Raw genomic sequence first — 18802 nt, 5'->3', positions numbered from 1 at the left:
CCGCTCGTTCCCGCGCGAAACGCGGTGTCAGACGCGGGACAGACCCGCCCCGTCCAGGAGCGCGGCGATCGCCCTCGTCTCGCCGGCGTCCAGGCGGCGCATCGGCGGGCTCATCACGTTGGTCGCGATGACACCGCGCAGCATCAGGGCCGTCTTGAAGGCCCCCAGCCCGGCGGCCGTCGCGGACGCGGTGCCGGGCGCGGCGGCCCCGACGATGTCGAACAGCGCGACCAGCCGGTCCTGTTCGGCCCTGGCGGCGGCCCAGTCCCCCTTCACCGCGGCCTGGTGCAGACGGACGTAGCCGTGCGGGTCCACGTTGCCCAGGCCGGGCACGGAACCGTGCGCGCCGCTCAGCATCATCGCGTCGACCACGAGCTCATGCCCCGTGAGGACCGAGAAGCCCGGGAGCTCCCGTGCTCCGATGACCAGCCGGCGGAAGGACCCGTCGTCCCCACTGGAGTCCTTCACGCCGGCGAGCACCCCGTCCGCGGCGAGCGGCAGCAGCAGCTCGGGGTCCAGTTTGCTGTGCACGCAGACCGGCACGTCGTACGCCAGGAGCGGGAGGTCGACGGCTGCCGCGATGTGGCGGAAGTGACGGTCGGTCTCGGTGGCATGGGTGCGTGTGTAGAAGGGCGCGGTGGCCACGACCGCGTCGGCGCCGAGGCCGGCCGCGGCGCGGGCCCGCTCGATCGCCCGGTTGGTGGTGGTCTCGATGGCGCCGACGAGCACCGGCACCTGTCCACCGGCGGCCGACGTGATCACCTTGATGACCTCGTCCTGCTCCGCGGGCGTCAGGTAGGCGGTCTCGCCGGAGCTGCCGAGGGCGAAGAGTCCGCCGGCTCCGCCTTCGAGGAGGTGGCCGACGACCCGTTCCAGGGATGCCCGGTCCAGTTCGCCGTCCTCGGTGAGCGGCGTGACGACGGGCGGGATCACTCCGGAGTACGGGGTGGTGAGGGCGGTCATGCGGTGCTCCTTGCGGGCGGTACGGGGGCCAGGTCCTCGAGGGGGACGGGGGTCCGGGGGTGGACGCAGTGCCAGCGGTGTTCGCCGGGCCCGGAGGCCACGGCCGGGAAGGCCGTGGAGCACTCCGCGTCCGCGTGCCGGCAGCGGGTGCTGAACGGGCAGCCGGGCGGCGGGTTGGTCGCGGAGGGCACCGGGCCGGTGAGCACGATGCGCTCCGTCGCCTCCAGCAGGCTGGGGGTCGCGGAGAGCAGCGCCTCGGTGTACGGGTGCCTGGGGGCGCCCGCCACGTCGGCGGCGCGGCCCTCCTCGACGATCCGGCCGAGATAGAGGACGGCGATGCGGTCGGCGAGGTAACGCACGGTCTGGATGTCGTGCGAGATGAACACCATGCCGAGGCCCAGGCGTTCGCGCAGGTCGACGAGGAGGTTGAGCACCTGGGCGCGTACGGAGACGTCGAGGGCGGAGGTCGGTTCGTCGGCGACGATCAACTCCGGTTCGAGGGCGAGTGCGCGGGCGATGGCGACGCGCTGGCGCTGGCCTCCGGAGAGCTGCCCCGGCAGCGCGGCGAGGGTGTGGCCGGGCAGTCCGACCAGGTCGAGCAGCTCCTCCACGCGGGCCTCGCGCTCCTCGCGGGTGCCGCGCCTGTGCACGTCCAGCGGGTCGCGCAGGATCTGGCGGACGGTGAGGCGGGGGTTGAGCGCGGTGGAGGGGTCCTGGAAGACGACGCCGACGGCCGAGCCGAAGTCGTTGCGCCGCTCGGCGCCGGTCATCCCCCACAGGTCACGCCCGTGGAAGAGGACCCTTCCCTCGGTGGGCTTCTGCAGCCCGGTGAGCACCCGGGCCAGGGTGGACTTGCCGCAGCCCGACTCGCCGACCAGCCCGACGATCTCTCCGCGCCTGACCTCCAGTGAGGCGTCGGTGAGGGCGTGGACCGCGTCGCGGCTGAGGAGGCCTCCGCTGCGTGCCTTGTGGCGTACGTGTACCCCGTCGAGCCTGATCACAGGGCGCTCCCTTCCAGCTTCTTCACGGCGTCGGCCTCGGACGGGTGGTGGCAGGCGAAGCCGTGGTCCTTCTTGGTGCCGCGTCCGGTGAGTACGGGTGGCGTGCTGCGGCAGAGGTCGGTCGCGGCACCGCAGCGCCCGGCGAAGCGGCATCCCTCGCCGAAGCCCTGGGGAGCGGGCACGACACCGCGGATCTGGTGGAGTCGGTCGGCTCCGGCTTCCAGGGACACGACGGAGCCGAGGAGGCCGCGGCTGTAGTGGTGGGCGGGGTCGGTGAGGACGGACCTGGTGTCACCGGCCTCGGCGAGCCGGCCCGCGTACATCACGGCGACCCGGTGCGAGAGGTCCCCGACCAGGGCGAGGTCGTGGGAGACGAGCACCATGGCGAAGCCGAGCTCGTCGCGGAGCTGGATGAGGAGTTCGACGACCTGGGCCTGGACGGTGACGTCGAGGGCGGTGGTCGGCTCGTCCGCGATCAGGAGGCGGGGGCGGCGGGAGAGGGCCATGGCGATGAGGACGCGCTGGCGCTGCCCGCCGGAGAGCTCGTGCGGGTAGCTGCGCAGGGTGCGTTCCGGCGAGAGGCCTACGAGTTCGAGGAGTTCGGCGGGGGTCTTCGTGCCGCCGCGTGAGGTCAGCTGCCGCAGCTGGGTGCCGACGAGCACGGAGGGGTTGAGGGAGGAGAGCGCGTCCTGGTAGACCATCGCGATCTCGGGGCCCATCAGGGCGCGGCGTTCCCTGGGCGGGAGTTTCAGCAGGTCATGGCCGCGGTAGAGGATCTCGCCGCTGACCACCGCGTTGCGGGCGAGGAGGCCCATGACGGCGAGGCTGGTGATGGACTTGCCGCAGCCGGACTCGCCGACCAGGCCGAGGGTCTCTCCGTCGTGGACGGTGAAGTTCAGCCTGTCGACGACCGGGACGTCGCCGTAGCGGTCGGGGAAGCGGATCGCCAGGTCGCGTACGACGAGGAGGTCGTCGGCATCCTCGCGTACGGGGGCGATGGTGGGCTCGGTGGAGTTGATGTGGCCGGCGAGCTCGGCGAGGGCGGCGTCGACGTCGACGGCGGAGGCGGCCTCGACCGGGTCCGGTGCCGTGGTGGCGGCCGGCCCGGCGGCGGGGCGGGCGCTCCTGGGCGCGGCGGAGGCGTCGGTGAGACCTTCGGAGAGGATGTTGAGCGCGAGGACGGTGACGAGGAGGGCGAGGCCGGGGAAGAAGGTGGCCCACCATCCGCCGGCGAGGAGGATCTGCCGGCCGTAGGCGAGGACACTGCCCCAGCTCGGGTCGGGGTCCTGCACGCCCGCTCCGATGAAGGAGAGGCTGGCCTCGAAGATGATGGCCTCGGCGACCATGACGGTCGCGAACACCATGACCGGGGCCATGCAGTTGACGGCCACGTGGCGGAGCACGATGTAGCCGCGCCGTGCGCCGATGACCTTCTCGGCCGCCACGTAGTCCTCGCCGTACTGCGAGAGCACGTTGGCGCGTACGACGCGGGCGAGCGAGGGGCTGTAGACGAAGGCGATCGTGAAGATGATCACCGGGATGCCGGTCCCGAAGACGGCGACGAGGACGGCCGCGAGCGCGATCGGCGGAAACGACATGACGACGTCGAGGGTGCGCATGATCGACTCGTCACCGAGCTTGCGCGAGGTGGCGGCGAGCGAGCCGAGCACGGCTCCGACGACCAGGGCGAGGGCGGTCGCGCCGAGGCCGATGACCAGCGAGTAGCGCGAGCCGTGCACCACGCGGGCGAAGACGTCGCGTCCCGCGCGGTCGGTGCCGAACCAGTGGTCCGCGCTCGGTGCCTGCACGGGGGTTCCCGTGGTCAGCGGGTCCTGGGTGAGCAGGGGGGCGAGTACGGCGCCGAGGACGACGACGATCAGCACGCCGAGGGCGACGCGGGAGGTGACCGGGAGGGCGCGGAACGCGATGCCCGGTCGGGAGAGCTTCTTGGCCAGACGGCCCGTGGCGAACATGTCACACCGTCCTGATGCGCGGGTTGACCAGCAGGTAGAGCAGGTCGACGATGACGTTGACCACCAGGAAGGCGATGGCGATGGTCAGTACGGTGCCCTGGACCAGGGCGACATCGCCTCCGGTGACACCTTCGAGGATGAGTTTGCCCATGCCGGGCAGGTCGAAGATCGCCTCGATGACGACGGCTCCGCTGAGCAGGTAGCCGACCTTGACGCCGAGCACGGTGAGCGGGGTGACGAGCGCGTTGCGCAGCACGGAGCGGATCACCAGGGGGACCGGCAGGCCGTTGCCCTGGGCGGTACGGACGTAGTCGCGGTCGAGTTCGGCGACCATCGAGGTGCGCACGAGGCGGGCAAGAGACGCCGCGACGGGTACGGCGAGCGAGACGGCGGGAAGGAACATGGTGGTGAGCCACCCGCTGAACGAGTCGGCGGGGTTGGTGTATCCGCCGGTCGGGAAGAGGGAGGTGTTCAGTGCGAACTGCTGGATGAGCAGGACGCCGAGCCAGAAGGACGGGATGGCGACCCCGGCCATGGACAGCACCCGGAAGAGCTGGTCGGGCCAGCGGTCCCGGTACATGGCGCCCAGGACGCCACCGGCCACGGCGAGGACGACGGCGATGACCAGCCCGAGGAAGGTGAGCTGGAGCGTGAGCGGGAAGGCGGCGGTGATCCGGTCGACCACGGGCCGGCTCGGCGGGACGGTCGTCCCCAGGTCGAAGTGGAGCAACTGGCCCAGGAAGTCGAAGTAGCGCAGGGGCAGGGGGTCGTTGAGTCCGTTGGCCTCGGCGAAGGCCTCTCTGGCCTCAGGGGTGGCGCTCTCCCCGAGCGCGTTGTAGGCCGGGTCGGCCGGCGAGAACTGCAGCACCACGAAGACCAGCAGCGCGATGCCGAGGATCATCACCGGCATCATCGCGACGCGGCGCAGCGCGAGCCGGAGGAAAGCAACCATCGTCGGGTTCCTTGCGATTGGGCGGACAGCGGGTCCGGGCCGCCGGGGAGGGCGGCCCGGGCCGGCGGGTATCAGGCGCGGCCGACGTCCAGGAAGGACAGGCCTGTGGTGGACAGCGGCTTGAAGCCGGTCAGTTGCTCGTCACTCCAGGCGGTGGGCAGCTTGCGGTGGAGGATCGGGTAGAGCGGAACCTCGTCGGCGACCAGGTCGGTGGCCTCGCCCCACAGCTGCTTGCGCGTCACCTCGTCGGCGGACCGCGCCGCCTTGTCGAGGAGCTGCTTGACCTTCTTGTACTCGGCGGTCCCGGACCAGCCGTAGCGGCTCTCCGGCCAGAGGCCGTAGTAGAACCAGCGCAGCAGGAGGTCTACGTCGTTGCCGAAGACGGACGGGTCGCCCGGGGCGACCAGGACCTCGAAGTCGCCGCCGTCGACCTTGGCGTACTGCGCAGCGGACTGGGCGATGTCGAGGGTCGCCTCGATGCCCGCCGCGGCCCAGCTCTCCTTGAGCAGGGGGGCGATGTCCTTGACCCAGCCGGTGTCGGTGGTCAGGACGGTGAACTCGAGCTTGCTCACGCCCGCCTCGGCGAGCAGCTTCCTCGCCTTGGCCACGTCGTGGTTGTAGACGGTGGAGGCCTTGTGGTGGTCGGGGTGGGTGGTGGGGACGTATCCGGTGGCGGCCGTCGCGTTCCCGACCATGGCGGTCTTGATGATCTTGTCGGTGTCCAGCGCGTAGTGCAGGGCCTGGCGGACCCGCTTGTCGGCGAACCGTTTGTCGGCGGTGTTGAACATCAGGAAGAGCAGGCCGAACGACTGCACGGACCGGGTCTTCGCCGTGCCGGACAGCCCCTTCACGTCGATGTACGGGATGTCCTCGATGGCCTGGACGCGACCTGACCGCATGGCGCTGACGCGGGCCGACTGGTCCGATATCAGCCGCCAGATCATGTCCTTGGCCTTGGCGGGGTGCGAGCCGTTGTACTTGTCGTACTTCGCGAAGACGATCTTGTCCTCGCGAGTCGCCGAGACGAACTTGTACGGGCCCGAGCCGACGGGCTTGGCGTCGAATCCCTTGACGTCCGCCTCGACGATCTTCTTCGGCACGATCCGGGCGACGGCTATGCGGGAGGGGAAGAGCGCGAAGGCGTACGTGAGCTTGAACTCGACCGTCTTGGTGTCGACGGCGGTGATCGTGTCGATGAACGGCACGAACTGCGCCATCAGCGAGGAGTTCTTCGGGTCCAGGATGCGTTCGAAGCTGAACACGACGTCTTCGGCGGTGACCGGTGAGCCGTCGTGGAAGGTCGCGCCGTCGCGGAGGGTGGCCCGGTAGGTGGTGGCGTTGATCTTCTCAGGCATCTCGGTGGCGAGCGCCGGGCGGGCCACGAGCGTCACGGGATCGAGATCCACGAGGCCCTCGAAGATGTGCATGTTGGCGGCGTACGGCGTGGCGCCCGAGGTGATCATCGGGTCGAATCCGGTCGACAGGGGGTATGACATACCGGCCTCGATGGTGCCGGTGCCGTCGCCCTTGCCCGCCGCGCCGTCGGCGGTCGAGGAGGGCCCGCCGCATGCCGAAAGGCCTGCCGCGATGGCGGCGGCCGCGCCGATGGCGCTCGTGTAACGCAGGAAGGTGCGGCGCTCGACGCCGGCTGGCCTCAGCTCGGGCACGGGTCCTCCAAGGGACATCGATGATGAGAGATCGGTCGAGAACTGCTGTTCGGCGTCCAACAGGTGACGATGGACCGCCAAGCATCAGACGTCAGATGTCTGATGCCTTGATAGCGTGGGAACGTAGCTTGACAATGGAGAGGGGTCAAGAGGTGGGGAGTTCAGATATGTCCGGCACACGCCCCGGTCGCACCTTGCTGCGGCAGGAAGTCGTCGAGGGCATCAAGCGCTACATCCTTGACGAGCGGCTGCGCCCCGGGGACCCGCTCCCGACGGAACCGGCCCTGTGCGAGGCGCTCGGCGCCAGCCGGTCCAGCGTCCGGGAGGCCGTCAAGATCCTCGCCGCCCTCGACATCGTCGAGGTGCGCCACGGCCACGGAACGTACGTCGGCCGGCTGAGCCTGTCCGCGCTGGTGGAGAGCCTCACCTTCCGCGGCCTGCTCTCCCCCGACGACGACTTCCAGGTGATGGCCGACCTCGTCGACGTGCGCGAGCTCTTCGAGCGGGGCATGGCCGACCGGATCATCTCCTCGCTCTCCACCGAGCAGCTCGACGCCCTGGACGGCCTGGTGGAGACCATGCGAGCCACCGGCGCGGGCGACGGCCACGGCTTCGTCGCGGCGGACCGGGCGTTCCACGCCCTGCTCGTGGCCCCACTGGGCAACGACCTGATCGGCCAGCTCTCGATGGCCTTCTGGGACGTGTACACGATCGTCGCCCCGCACCTCGACGGGTTCACGCACGCCGACGAGACGGCGACGATCACCGCCCACCAGAACATCGTGGACGCGGCCCGCGCGGGCGACACCACCGCGTTCCTGAAGGCGCTCGGCGAGCACTACGCACCCGTCAGGCGACGCATCGCCGAGGCCAGGTCACGCGGAGCGGGCCCGCTCTGACCGCGGCCCCTCCGCCTCCCCGCCCCGCGCCGGGGGCGGGGGCTGCCGACGCCGCCCCACCCTTGACGGCCGGCCGCAAGCCTCCCTAGGGTCCGGATGCCAACAGGACATCTGACGTCTTCTGTCCTGCCGCGGCAGGCCGACCGCTCCTGACCGCGTGCCACTCGCTCCGCTCCCTCTCCGCAGCTCTCCCCTCACGAGAAGAGAGACCGTACATGCAGCGCAGAGTCACCCTCGCCATGCTGTCCGCCGCCGTCATGGTGGCCACCGCCACCGGCACCGCGCACGGCGCCCCCACCGCCGGCGAGCTGACCTCGCAGGACATCGCGACCGCGGGCGCCGGGTCCCCCTACTACCGCATTCCGGCGCTGACCACCTCCACCGAGGGCACCCTGCTGGCCGCCTACGACGCCCGTCCCACCCTCGGCGACCTGCCCGGCAACCTCGGGGTCGTACTGCGCCGCAGCACCGACGGCGGCACCACCTGGGAGACCCAGCAGGTCGTCCGCAAGGAGGCCGCACCCAAGGGCTTCGGCGACCCGAGCCTGCTCGTGGACCGCACCACGGGCCGGATCTTCGTCTTCTACGCGGGCTCCGTGAACCAGGGCTTCTTCGGATCCGGCACCGGCAACGACGAGACCGACCCGGACATCCTCCAGGCCGACTACAGCTACTCGGACGACGACGGCGTGACGTGGAAGCACCGCCGCATCACCCAGCAGATCAAGGACCCCGCCTGGGCAGGGATGTTCGCGGCCTCGGGCGAGGGCATCCAGGTGCGCAACGGCACGTACAGGGGCCGGCTGATCCAGCAGTACGCGATCCGGAACAACGGGGCGAACTACGCGGTCAGCGCGTACAGCGACGACCACGGCGAGACCTGGCGGATGGGCAACCCGGTCGGCCCCGGCGGGGACGAGAACAAGACCGTCGAGCTGAACGACGGCCGCATCATGCTGAACAACCGTTCCGCGCCCTACCGGACGATCGCCTACTCCTCGGACGGCGGGGTCACCTACACGCCGTTCACGCAGGACACGAACCTGCCCGACCCGGCGAACAACGGCTCGGTCATCCGGTACGCCCCGGACGCCCCGGCGTCCGACCCGAAGTCCTCGTGGCTGCTGTTCAGCAACACCGAGAGCACCTCCTCCCGCCAGAACCTCACCGTGAAGATGTCCTGCGACAACGGGAGGTCCTGGCCGATCAGGAAGGTCGTCGACTCGGGCGCGGCGGCCTACTCGACGCTGACGCGGCTGCCCGACGGCCGGCTCGGGCTGCTCTACGAGCGCGGCGGTGTCCAGGCCATCACGTACTCCTCCTTCGACCTGAAGTGGCTCGGCGGAACCTGCGCCGACATCACCATCACCCCGCCGGCCACACTGAAGGCGGGAACCACCACGGAGGTCACCGTCCGGGTGGTCAACCGGATGGACGTGACCCGGAGCGCGGGCACGCTCGACCTGACGGTGCCCGGCGGCTGGACGACGAAGCAGGTGGCGTTCCCCGCGACGCGTCCGGGTGAGGGCGCGAACATCAAGGTCCCGGTCACGATCCCGGCCGGCGCGTCCGGGGACACCAGGCTCACCGCGACCTACAAGGCCGACGGCAAGCAGGCCTCGGGGAGCCGGACGGTGACCGTCACCCCGTGACGCCCCGCCCCGGGGATGGTGTTGCTCCCCCGTCCGCGCCCGCCGGGCTGCGACGATGGGGGACGGCATCCTCCTGGAGCCGGGGCGACGGACAGGCGGTAGCGGCATGGCGGCAACGGGCTTACGGATGGGCGTCGTCGGCGGCAGCATCGCCGGGTGCGCGATGGCGGTCGCGGGTCTGCGGGCGGGGGCCGACGTCACCGTGTACGAGCGCAGCGCGGGCGCGCTCCAGGACCGGGGGCTCGGGATCGTCATCCCGCCCGCCCTGCACGGGCGGCTGGTCGCCACGGGCTATCTCGGCGCCGCCATGCCCACCGCACCCGTGGCGACCCGCGTCTGGCTGACCCGGGCCCCCGGTGACCGCTCGGCACGCGAGTTCGCCCGGCAGCCCAGCCCGGTGACCCCCTGCAACTGGGGTCTGCTGTGGCAGGCGCTGCGCACCGCTTCCGCCGGCGCGAGCCATCACCGCGGACGCCCCGTCGTCTCCGTCGGGCGGGCGCCCTCCGGCGGCGCCGTCGTCCGTACGGCCCGGAGCGAGGACACCTACGACATCGTCGTGGGCGCCGACGGGCACGAATCGCTCACCCGCCGCGTCCTCGCCCCTGACCTGCGGCCCACCCCCGCCGGGTACGCCGTGTGGCGCGGCACGCTCCCCCTGGCCGCGCTCGCGGACCACCGCCGGCCCCTGGAGCTGCTGCGGGGCGCCTGGGTGACGATCGGTTTCCCCGGCGGGCACGGCATCTTCTACCTGATCCCCCGGGGCGACGGTGCCGGGCCGGAAGGCCGCCTGCTCGCCTACGCGATCTACGCGGCCCCGCCCGGCGGGGCGCCGGGCGGGGCCGGATACGTACGGCAGCTGGCGGATGAGCACTTCCCCCGGGAGTGGGCCGAGATCGTGGCCCGGGGAGAGCACACCGCGATGACCTGCCACCCCGTCGCCGATCTGCACGCGCCCCTCGCCGCGGAGCACCCGTTCCTTCTCGCGGGCGACGCCGCCGGAGTGACCCGCCCGCACACGGCGAGCGGGGCGGTCAAGGCGCTGCAGGACGCCCTCTGCCTCGAGGAGGCGCTGCGGACGTCCGACTCGGCCGCCGGAGCGCTGCGGCACTACGCCCGCGAGCGCACCCCGGAGGGGGCCCGGCTGGTGGAGCTGGGCCGCAGGCTGGGCCACGCCCAGGTGGAGGCGGCCCCGGACTGGACCGCGATGGACCAGGGCGCGGTGGACGCGTGGTGCCGCGCCACCCTGGCGGGCACGAGCAGCTATCTCTACGCGGACACGGGCGCGGACACCGGCGCGGACGCGGGCTGAGGTTCCAGGCGGTCGCGGATCCCGTCGAAGTGGGTGCTCATCGCGCGCACCGCACGCGCCCCGTCGGCGGCCGCGACCGCCTCGACGATCTCGTGGTGCTGGGCACAGGTGACGGCGGGGTCCTGGTGGCCGTCGTCCATGTCCTCGCGCACCCGGTCCATGGCCGCCCAGAACGCGTCCAGCACCTCGCTGAGCAGGTGGTTGTCGAGGGAGGCGTAGAGCGCGAGATGGAAGGCGCGGTCGGTGGCGCGGGCGACCCGGCCGTCCTGGGCGGCCTCGCTCTCCATGGTCACGACGAGGGCCCGCAGCACGGCCAGGTCCTCGGCGGGTACCCCGGCGGTGACGGCGCCGACCAGCCCGGTCTCCAGCGCCTCGCGCACCTTCATCAGCTCCAGCAGGCCCGGCTCGCCCTGCCTGTGCCGGACGGCGGCCCGGAAGGCGAGCCCTTCGGCGAAGGGCGACAGGGAGAGGGAGCCGACGAAGGTCCCGAAGCCTCGCCGGATCTCGACGACGTTCATGGCCTGGAGCGCCTTGAGCGCCTCGCGCACCGAGACGCGTCCGGCCGTGAACAGCTCCATCAACTCCGTCTCGGTGGGCAGCGGGTCACCCGGTCCAAGCCTGCGTTCGAGGATCAGTTCCTTGATCTTTCGCTCGATGTCCTGAGCCATGGTGGGGCGGGCCACAACGGTCCTCCTGCGGTGTCGCCGGCCGCCGGGACCTCTTGACCGGTCGCCGGGGCATCTGTTTAAGGTGAGTCCAGACATAGGACATCTTACGTCCCATGTCTCGGTCCCGTCTCCCTTTCCGGACGAGGGGCCAATGTTCCGAACGAGCTGGAGCCCCACCATGTCCTTGACCGCACCGCTGCACGGCGTCGTACCGCCGGTCTGCACCCCGCTCGACGACCGCGGGGAGGTCGACACGGCCTCCCTCACCCGGCTCGTCGGCCACCTCGTCGACGGCGGCGTGCACGGTCTGTTCGCCCTCGGCTCGACCAGCGAGGTCGCCTATCTGACGGACGGCCGGCGGGCCACCGCGCTGGAGACCGTGGTCACCGCGGCCGCCGGCCGGGTCCCGGTCCTGGCCGGGGTCATCGACACGACGACCGCCCGCGTCGTCGAGCACGCGCGGACCGCGGCGGAGCTCGGCGCGGACGCCCTCGTGGCGACCGCGCCCTTCTACACCCGTACGCACCCCAAGGAGATCGCCCAGCACTTCCGCAGGCTGCGCGCGGCCGTCGACCTGCCGTTGTTCGCCTACGACCTCCCGGTCTCCGTACAGTCCAAGCTCTCCGCCGCCCTGGTGCGCGAGCTCGCCGAGGACGGCACCCTGGCCGGACTCAAGGACAGCAGCGGCGACGAGGGCGGGCTCCGCCGGCTGATCGTGGAGCTCGGCGGGCGCGAGGGCCGGGCGCGGGGGCCGGTGCCGCACTTCAGCGTGCTGACCGGCTCCGAACTCACCGTGGACGCCGCTCTGCTGGCCGGCGCGGACGGTGTGGTGCCCGGCATCGGCAACGTCGACCCGGCCGGCTACGTCCGGCTGTACGACGCCGCGCGCGCCGGTGACTGGGCGCTCGCCGCCCGGGAGCAGGAGCGTCTCATCGAGCTGTTCGCCATGGTGGACGTCGGCCCGGAGCAGGACATGGGCCGCAGCTCTTCGGCGCTCGGCTCCTTCAAGCAGGCGCTGCGGCTGCTCGGTGTCATCGACAACGGTGCCACCGCCTTCCCGCAGATCCAGCTCTCCGACGCATCCGTCGCGCTGATCGCCGACCGGCTGCGCGCCGCCGGTCTGCCGCCGGTCCGATGAGTGCGCGGGCGACCGGGGCCGTGGTGATCGGCCTCGACCTCGGCGGTACGAAGATCGCGGCGGCGCTCTTCGCCGCCGACGGCACGGTGCTGGCCCGGCACACCCGGCCCACCCCCGCCCGGGACGGCTCCGCGGCGGTGCTCGACGCGCTCGCCGCGGCGGCGGCCGAGGTGGACCCCGGGCGCCTGGCCACGGTGCTCGGCATCGCCGCCGCCGGGGTCGTCGACCCCCGCACCGGGATGGTCACCAGCGCCACGGACTCGATCAGCGGCTGGGCGGGCACCGCGCTCGGCGCGGGTCTCGCCAACCGTACGGGTCTCCCCGTGGCCTGTGACAACGACGTACGCGCCACCGCGGGGCCCGAGCTCGCCGAACTGCCGGACGGCGGCGGATCGCTGCTGTTCGCGGCCGTCGGCACGGGGGTGGGCGGCGCGATCGCCGTCGACGGGCGGATGCTGCACGGCGCGTCCGGCATCGCCGGCCACCTCGGCCACCTCCCCAGCGCGGAGGCGGCCGGACTGCCCTGCACCTGCGGTGCCACCGGCCACCTGGAGGTCATCGCCTCAGGACCGGGCATCACCGCCCATTACGAGCGGCTCACCGGCGCCCCGGTGGACCGGCTCGAAACGGTGGCCGTCCGGGCGGCCGACGGCGACGACGCCGCCGTGCGCGCCGTCACCACGGGGGCGACCGCCGCCGGCCGGGTCCTCGGCGGCCTCGCCAACGCGCTCGGCCCGGACCGGGTCGTCGTCGGAGGCGGGGTCCCGCGGATCGGGGCGCTGTACGTCGACGCGCTCGCCGCCGCCTTCGCCGCCGAACTGATGCCTCCGCTGCGCGGGCTCGCCCCCGAGCCCCCGCGCTTCGGCCACGACGCCGCCGTACTGGGCGCCGCGGCTCTGACCACCGCCCTTCCCCTCCACCACCCGGGAGCTCTCCGATGACCGCACAGGACCTGGCCGACACCCTCCGGGGGCGGCTGATCGTCTCCTGCCAGGCGCCTCCCGGCGACCCGATGCGGGAGACCGCCACCCTCGTACGCCTCGCTCTCGCGGCGGCGGCCGGCGGCGGTTCCGCGATCCGCGCCAACGAACCGGAGGTCGTCGCCGCGATCGCCGGGTCCGTGGACCTGCCGGTCATCGGCCTGTGGAAGGACGGCGACACCGGCGTCTACATCACCCCGACCGTCCGCCACGCCCTGGCGATCGTCGAGGCCGGCGCGGCCGTGGTCGCCGCCGACGCCACCGACCGGCCGCGCCCCGACGGCTCGGCCTTCGCCGAGCTGGTCACCGCCGTGCACGCGGCCGGCGCCCTGGTCATGGCCGACGTCTCCACGCTCGCCGAGGGGATCACCGCCGCCGGACAGGGGGCGGACTTCGTCTCCACGACCCTGTCCGGCTACGTACCCGGGACCCCGGAGCAGGCCGGCCCGGACCTGGACCTGGTGACATCTCTCTCGGCCGCCGTCTCCGTACCGGTCGTCGCCGAAGGCCGTATCAACACCCCTGAGGAGGCTGCCGAGGCCCTCGCCCGCGGCGCCCACAGCGTCGTGGTCGGCACGGCCATCACCGCACCCACCGCCCTGACGTCCCGCTTCGTCGCCGCTATCGCCCGGCCCTGAGCAGCCCTCACCACGCGGGACGGCGACGCGTCGCCGTCCCGCAGCATGGAGCGCACCGTGCAGAAATCCTCCCCCACGCTCCCCTGGTACCGCGAGGTGAGCGGTACGCAGTGGAAGTCCTTCTTCGCCGCCTGGATCGGCTACGTCCTCGACGGCTTCGACTTCGTCCTCATCACGCTCGTCCTCACCGAGATCAGTGACGACTTCGGACTGAGCACCGTCCAGGCGGCGAGTCTGATCTCCGGCGCCTTCATCACGCGCTGGCTGGGCGGCGCGGTCCTGGGCGCGATCGGCGACCGGTACGGCCGCAAGCTCTCCATGGTGCTGAGCATCCTGCTCTACTCGCTGGGCACCTTCGCCTGCGGCTTCGCCTGGAACTACCACAGCCTCTTCGCCGCCCGGCTCGCCATCGGCATGGGCATGGCCGGGGAGTACAGCGCCAGCGCCACGTACGTCATGGAGAGCTGGCCGGCCCGCCTGCGCAGCCGCGCCAGCGGCTTCCTGATATCCGGCTTCTCCGTCGGCTCGGTCCTCGCGGCGCAGGTCTACACCTGGGTGGTGCCGTCGCTGGGCTGGCGGTGGATGTTCTATCTGGGCCTGATCCCGATCGTGGTCGCGCTGTGGATGCGGCGGGCCCTGCCGGAGGCGGAGGAGTGGACCGCGGACGTCGCGGACCGGGGCGCCAAGCCCAACCCCTTCCAGCCGCTGTTCCGCACCCCGCGGACGGCCCTGGTCAACACGGTCCTGACCGTGGTCGCCACCCTCGCGCTCTTCATGGTCTTCACCCCGAGCGGTGAGGGGATGGTCCCGGTCCTGTCGGTGGTCGCCGGACTGGCCCTCGTGGCGTTCGCGGTGCAGCTGGGCGGGAGGCGCGGCTGGTTGCTCTACGTATCGATGATCGTGACGCTGTTCTTCGCGTTCCTCTACTCCTGGCCCATCCAGGCGCTGCTGCCCACGTATCTGAAATCCGAGCTGGGTTACAGCACCGACCAGGTCACCGACGTCCTTTTCTTCGCGGGCTTCGGCACCATGGCCGGCTGCTGGGGCGCGGGCTTCCTGGGTGACCGGATCGGGGCGAAGAAGGCGTACGCGCTGACGCTGCTGGCCTCGCTGGCCTTCGTCTACCCGGTCTTCGCGGTGCAGGACAACCTGCTGGTGCTCGGCTGTCTGCTGTTCCTGCTGCAGGCCACCGGCTTCGGCATCTCGGGGCTGCTGCCGCGCTACATCGGCGGGCACTTCCCGACCGCGAACCGTGGGGCCGCGCTGGGCTTCACGTACAACGTGGGGGCGCTCGGCGGGGCCGTCGCGCCGGTCCTCGGGGCGCACCTGGCGTCCGGCATGGACCTGGGCCAGGCACTGGCGGTGCTGACCTTCGCCGGGACGGTGATCGTGGTGCTGCTGGTGGGCTTCGACGTACCGGCCCGGCTGAACCGGCTCACGGATCCCGACGCGCCGAGGGACCATCTGGCCGCGCCCGCCGAGGCCGTGGGGGCCGGGCGGAAGGACCCGGTGGGCCGGGGTCCGGCCTGAGCTCCCCTTCCGCGAATGCGGGCCACCGGTTCCTCCTTCCCCTATGCTCTGGCCATCGCGTTCACCACGAGCAAGCCCGGAACCGTCGGAAGTGGCCTTGTCGACGACTGAACCCCGCGACCCCCGTCTCGGCGCAGCGGTCCGCACCGACCTGCGCCGGGCGGGCGTCCTCGACGTCCTCACCGACACGACGTCGCGGGCCGCCCACTCCACCGACGCCTCCCTCTACCGTGTGCCGCCGCTCGTCGTCGTCCGGCCGCGTACGGCCGAGGAGGCCGCCGCGACGCTGGAGGTCTGCCGGCGGCGGGGAGTCGCCCTCACCTCCCGGGGCGCGGGGACCTCGGTGGCCGGCAACGCCATCGGGCCGGGCGTCGTCATGGACTTCAGCCGGCACATGAACCGCGTACTGGATATCGACCCGGCCACCCGGTCCGCGACCGTCGAACCCGGCACGGTGCACGCCACCCTGCAGAGGGCCGCCGCAGGTCACGGTCTGCGCTTCGGCCCCGACCCGTCCACCCACACCCGCTGCACGATCGGCGGGATGATCGGGAACAACGCGTGCGGCTCCCGGACACTGGCGTACGGCCGGACCTCCGACAACGTCCTCGGGCTCGACGTGCTCACGGGCACCGGCAGCGCCCTCGCCCTCACCTCACCGCCCGGCCGGGCGCCGGTGAGCACACAACTGGACGCGCTGCGCCGCCTCGTCGGCACGGGTCTGGCCACCGTCCGGACCGAGTTCGGCACGTTCGGCCGCCAGGTGTCCGGGTACGCACTGGAGCACCTCCTGCCGGAGAACCGCTTCGACGTCGCCCGCTTCCTCGTCGGCAGCGAGGGGACGCTGGCCGTGTCCACGCGGGCCACCGTCCGCCTGGTCACCGACCCTCGCCACCGCGTTCTCGTGGTCCTCGGCTATCCGGACATCGCCACGGCGGCGGACCACGCCCCCGAGGTGTCGGCACACCGGCCGACGGCGTGCGAGGCGATCGACTCCCGCATCGTCGACGTGGTCCGGGCGCGCCACGGAGCCGGCGCCGTGCCTCCGCTGCCTGCGGGCGGGGCGTGGCTCTTCGTCGAGGTGTCGGGCGACTCCCCCCGCGAACTCACCGACAGGGCCCGCGCGGTGGGCCGCGACTGCGGCGCGCAGGACAGCCTGGTCGTCTCCGACCCCGCCCGGGCGGCGGCACTCCGGCGCATCCGGGAGGACGGTGCGGGCCTGTCGGGACGCAGCCCGGCCGGTCTTCCGGCGCACGCCGGATGGGAGGACTCGGCCGTCCCCCCTGCGGCACTCGGCGACTATCTGCGCGACTTCCAGGGGCTGATGGACCGGTTCGGCGTCACCGGGCTGCCCTACGGCCACTTCGGTGACGGCTGTCTCCACATCCGGCTGGACCTGCCTCTCGACAGGCCCGGAGGCCGAGCGGTCCTGCGCGCGTTCCTCGGCGAGGCCGCCGGGCTCGTGGCCGGATACGGCGGGTCGCTCTCCGGTGAGCACGGTGACGGACGGGCCAGGAGCGAACTCCTGTCCGCCATGTACTCGCCCGAGGCCCTGGAGCTGTTCGCCGGCGTCAAGGCCGTGTTCGACCCCGACGACATCCTGAACCCCGGCGTCCTCGTCGGTCCGCGGCCCGTCGACGCCGACCTGCGGGTCCCCGCCGCGCCACCGGTGACCCGCGGGCTCGCCCTGCTGTACGAGGAGGACGGCGGCGACTTCACCCAGGCGGTGCACCGCTGCACGGGCGTCGGCAGGTGCCGGGCGGACAACACCTCCGCCGGGGGTGTGATGTGCCCGTCGTACCTGGCGACGAAGGAGGAGAAGGACTCCACCCGCGGCCGGGCCCGGGTCCTCCAGGAGATGGTCAACGGGACACTGGTCGGCTCGGGCTGGCGGGCGCCGGAGGTCCACGAGGCTCTCGATCTGTGCCTGTCGTGCAAGGGCTGCCTCTCGGACTGCCCCACGGGCGTGGACATGGCGGCGTACAAGTCCGAGGTACTCCACCAGAGCTACCGGCACCGGATCCGCCCCGCCATCCACTACTCGCTGGGACGGCTTCCCCGTTGGGCGCGTCTCGCCGCTCACGCTCCCGGCCTGGTCAACCGGGTGGCACGGCTTCCCGGTGTCGCCCCTCTCGCGCTGGCGGCGGCGGGCGTGGACGGCCGGCGGACCCTTCCGTCGTTCCCGCGCGAGACCTTCCGGAAGTGGTTCGAGCGGACCCGGCCCGGGCGCCGGACGGGCGGCAGGCCCGTGCTGCTCTTCGTGGACACCTTCACCGACCACTTCTCCCCCGGGGTGGGTGTCGCCACCGTCCGTGTCCTGGAGGACGCCGGGTACCGGCCGCAGATCACCCGGGAACAGCTCTGCTGCGGTCTCACCTGGATCTCCACGGGGCAGCTCGACACCGCACGCCGGGTCCTCGGGAGGACGGTCGACGTCCTGGGGGCCGCGGCGGCCCCGGGCACGCCCGTCGTCGGCATGGAGCCCTCGTGCACCGCGTCGATCCGCTCGGACTCCCTCGAACTCCTGGGCGCCGACAGGGCCCGGCCGGTCGCCGAAGCCACCCGCACCCTCGCCGAACTCCTGGCGGGGACCCCGGCCTGGGCGCCCCCGGATCTGAGCGGACGGGAGATCGTCGCCCAGCCCCACTGCCACCACCATGCGGTGATGGGATGGGACACCGACGCGGGGCTCCTGGAGTCCGCGGGTGCCACGGTCCGGCGCCTGGGCGGATGCTGCGGGCTGGCCGGCAACTTCGGTGCCGAGAAGGGCCATTACGAGGTGTCCGTCGCGGTGGCCGAACAGCAGCTCCTGCCGGCCCTGCGCGGTGCACGGGAGGGCACCGCTCTCCTCGCCGACGGTTACTCCTGCCGGACCCAGATCGCCGACCTGACCGGCCGGACCGGCCTGCACCTGGCCGAACTCCTCGCACGCGAGCTCCCCGGGCCGCCCCCTGACGGGAGCGACGGCCGTCAGGGATAGAAGTGCGTCAGCGACTCCGCGACGCAGGCCGGCTTCTGCGACCCTTCGAGCTCGAAGGTGAAGGCCCGGGTCATCTGCACACCGCCCCGCGCGACCTCCGTCACCTCCGCGACGGACGCGTGCAGCCGTACGCGGCTGCCGACGGGGACGGGCGCCGGGTACCTGACCCGGTTGACCCCGTAGTTGAGCGCGCGTCCCACGCCTCGGACCTGGAGCAGCTCGCCGAACATCGGGATGCCCCAGCTCAGCACCATGTAGCCGTGGGCGATGGTGCGCCCGTACGGGCCGGCGGCGGCGCGTCCGACGTCGGTGTGGATCCACTGGTGGTCCCCCGAGACGTACGCGTAGGCGTCGATCAGCTCCTGGGTGACCTCCTTCCACCCCGAGTGCCCGAGGTCGCGCCCGCCGAGGGCGAGGATCTCCGGGATGCCGTTGACGGTCAGGGGCATCGG

Annotated in this window: 15 protein-coding genes; 8 read left to right on the top strand and 7 right to left on the bottom strand. The window is 72.3% G+C overall.

The window, feature by feature from the left end; all coding sequences use genetic code 11:
* Positions 1-27 precede the first annotated feature (27 nt).
* The 5 genes from ACZ32T_RS11390 to ACZ32T_RS11370 form a co-directional block, all read right to left on the bottom strand.
* A complete protein-coding gene (locus tag ACZ32T_RS11390) occupies positions 28-963 on the bottom strand; it encodes a dihydrodipicolinate synthase family protein (RefSeq protein ID WP_467366462.1) in 936 nt (311 codons plus the stop codon).
* Positions 960-1964 carry an oligopeptide/dipeptide ABC transporter ATP-binding protein gene (locus tag ACZ32T_RS11385; protein WP_467366460.1) on the bottom strand — a complete coding sequence of 335 codons (1005 nt, stop codon included), beginning with the start codon at positions 1962-1964 and terminating at the stop codon, positions 960-962. Before ACZ32T_RS11385 ends, ACZ32T_RS11390 begins: the two co-directional genes overlap by 4 nt.
* A complete protein-coding gene (locus ACZ32T_RS11380) occupies positions 1961-3937 on the bottom strand; it encodes a dipeptide/oligopeptide/nickel ABC transporter permease/ATP-binding protein (RefSeq protein WP_467366458.1) in 1977 nt (658 codons plus the stop codon). Before ACZ32T_RS11380 ends, ACZ32T_RS11385 begins: the two co-directional genes overlap by 4 nt.
* 1 nt (position 3938) lies before the next feature.
* Positions 3939-4889, bottom strand: a complete 951-nt coding sequence (locus tag ACZ32T_RS11375) for an ABC transporter permease (RefSeq protein WP_467366456.1) — start codon at positions 4887-4889, stop codon at positions 3939-3941.
* Between the two features lie 71 nt (positions 4890-4960).
* Positions 4961-6556 carry an ABC transporter substrate-binding protein gene (locus ACZ32T_RS11370; RefSeq protein WP_467366454.1) on the bottom strand — a complete coding sequence of 532 codons (1596 nt, stop codon included), beginning with the start codon at positions 6554-6556 and terminating at the stop codon, positions 4961-4963.
* Between the two features lie 167 nt (positions 6557-6723).
* Here ACZ32T_RS11370 and ACZ32T_RS11365 point away from each other — a divergent pair, with 167 nt between their 5' ends.
* The 3 genes from ACZ32T_RS11365 (at position 6724) to ACZ32T_RS11355 (ending at position 10416) form a co-directional block, all read left to right on the top strand.
* Complete coding sequence (locus ACZ32T_RS11365) at positions 6724-7455, top strand: FadR/GntR family transcriptional regulator (RefSeq protein WP_467263872.1); 732 nt, start codon at positions 6724-6726, stop codon at positions 7453-7455.
* A 215-nt stretch (positions 7456-7670) separates the two neighbouring features.
* Positions 7671-9107 (top strand): exo-alpha-sialidase, encoded by a 1437-nt coding sequence (locus ACZ32T_RS11360; RefSeq protein ID WP_467366452.1) that lies wholly within the window; start codon positions 7671-7673, stop codon positions 9105-9107.
* A 106-nt stretch (positions 9108-9213) separates the two neighbouring features.
* On the top strand, positions 9214-10416 hold the full coding sequence (locus ACZ32T_RS11355; RefSeq protein WP_467366450.1) for an FAD-dependent monooxygenase: 1203 nt from the start codon (positions 9214-9216) through the stop codon (positions 10414-10416).
* Here ACZ32T_RS11355 and ACZ32T_RS11350 read toward each other — a convergent pair.
* Positions 10374-11099, bottom strand: coding sequence for a FadR/GntR family transcriptional regulator (locus ACZ32T_RS11350; RefSeq protein ID WP_467263865.1), 726 nt, complete (start codon positions 11097-11099; stop codon positions 10374-10376). The genes ACZ32T_RS11355 and ACZ32T_RS11350 overlap by 43 nt on opposite strands.
* A gap of 163 nt (positions 11100-11262) precedes the next feature.
* On the opposite strand from ACZ32T_RS11350, the gene ACZ32T_RS11345 reads away from it, so the two are divergent.
* From ACZ32T_RS11345 to ACZ32T_RS11325, 5 genes are all read left to right on the top strand, one after another.
* Positions 11263-12222, top strand: coding sequence for a dihydrodipicolinate synthase family protein (locus ACZ32T_RS11345; RefSeq protein WP_467263863.1), 960 nt, complete (start codon positions 11263-11265; stop codon positions 12220-12222).
* Complete coding sequence (locus tag ACZ32T_RS11340; protein WP_467366449.1) at positions 12219-13163, top strand: ROK family protein; 945 nt, start codon at positions 12219-12221, stop codon at positions 13161-13163. The genes ACZ32T_RS11345 and ACZ32T_RS11340 overlap by 4 nt, the downstream gene beginning before the upstream one ends.
* Positions 13160-13840, top strand: a complete 681-nt coding sequence (locus tag ACZ32T_RS11335; protein ID WP_467263859.1) for an N-acetylmannosamine-6-phosphate 2-epimerase — start codon at positions 13160-13162, stop codon at positions 13838-13840. The genes ACZ32T_RS11340 and ACZ32T_RS11335 overlap by 4 nt, the downstream gene beginning before the upstream one ends.
* A gap of 45 nt (positions 13841-13885) precedes the next feature.
* Complete coding sequence (locus ACZ32T_RS11330; protein WP_467263857.1) at positions 13886-15370, top strand: sialate:H+ symport family MFS transporter; 1485 nt, start codon at positions 13886-13888, stop codon at positions 15368-15370.
* 91 nt (positions 15371-15461) lie between these two features.
* Positions 15462-18350, top strand: a complete 2889-nt coding sequence (locus ACZ32T_RS11325) for an FAD-binding and (Fe-S)-binding domain-containing protein (protein WP_467366448.1) — start codon at positions 15462-15464, stop codon at positions 18348-18350.
* Here ACZ32T_RS11325 and ACZ32T_RS11320 read toward each other — a convergent pair.
* Complete coding sequence (locus tag ACZ32T_RS11320; protein WP_467366446.1) at positions 18341-18799, bottom strand: MaoC family dehydratase; 459 nt, start codon at positions 18797-18799, stop codon at positions 18341-18343. The two genes, ACZ32T_RS11325 and ACZ32T_RS11320, sit on opposite strands and share 10 nt — an antisense overlap.
* Between the last annotated feature and the right edge of the window lie 3 nt (positions 18800-18802).

The organism is Streptomyces sp. NPDC023573, assembly GCF_055559735.1.
The sequence above is the reverse complement of the archived record's forward strand: the minus strand, read 5'-3'. Positions and strand labels throughout refer to the sequence as shown.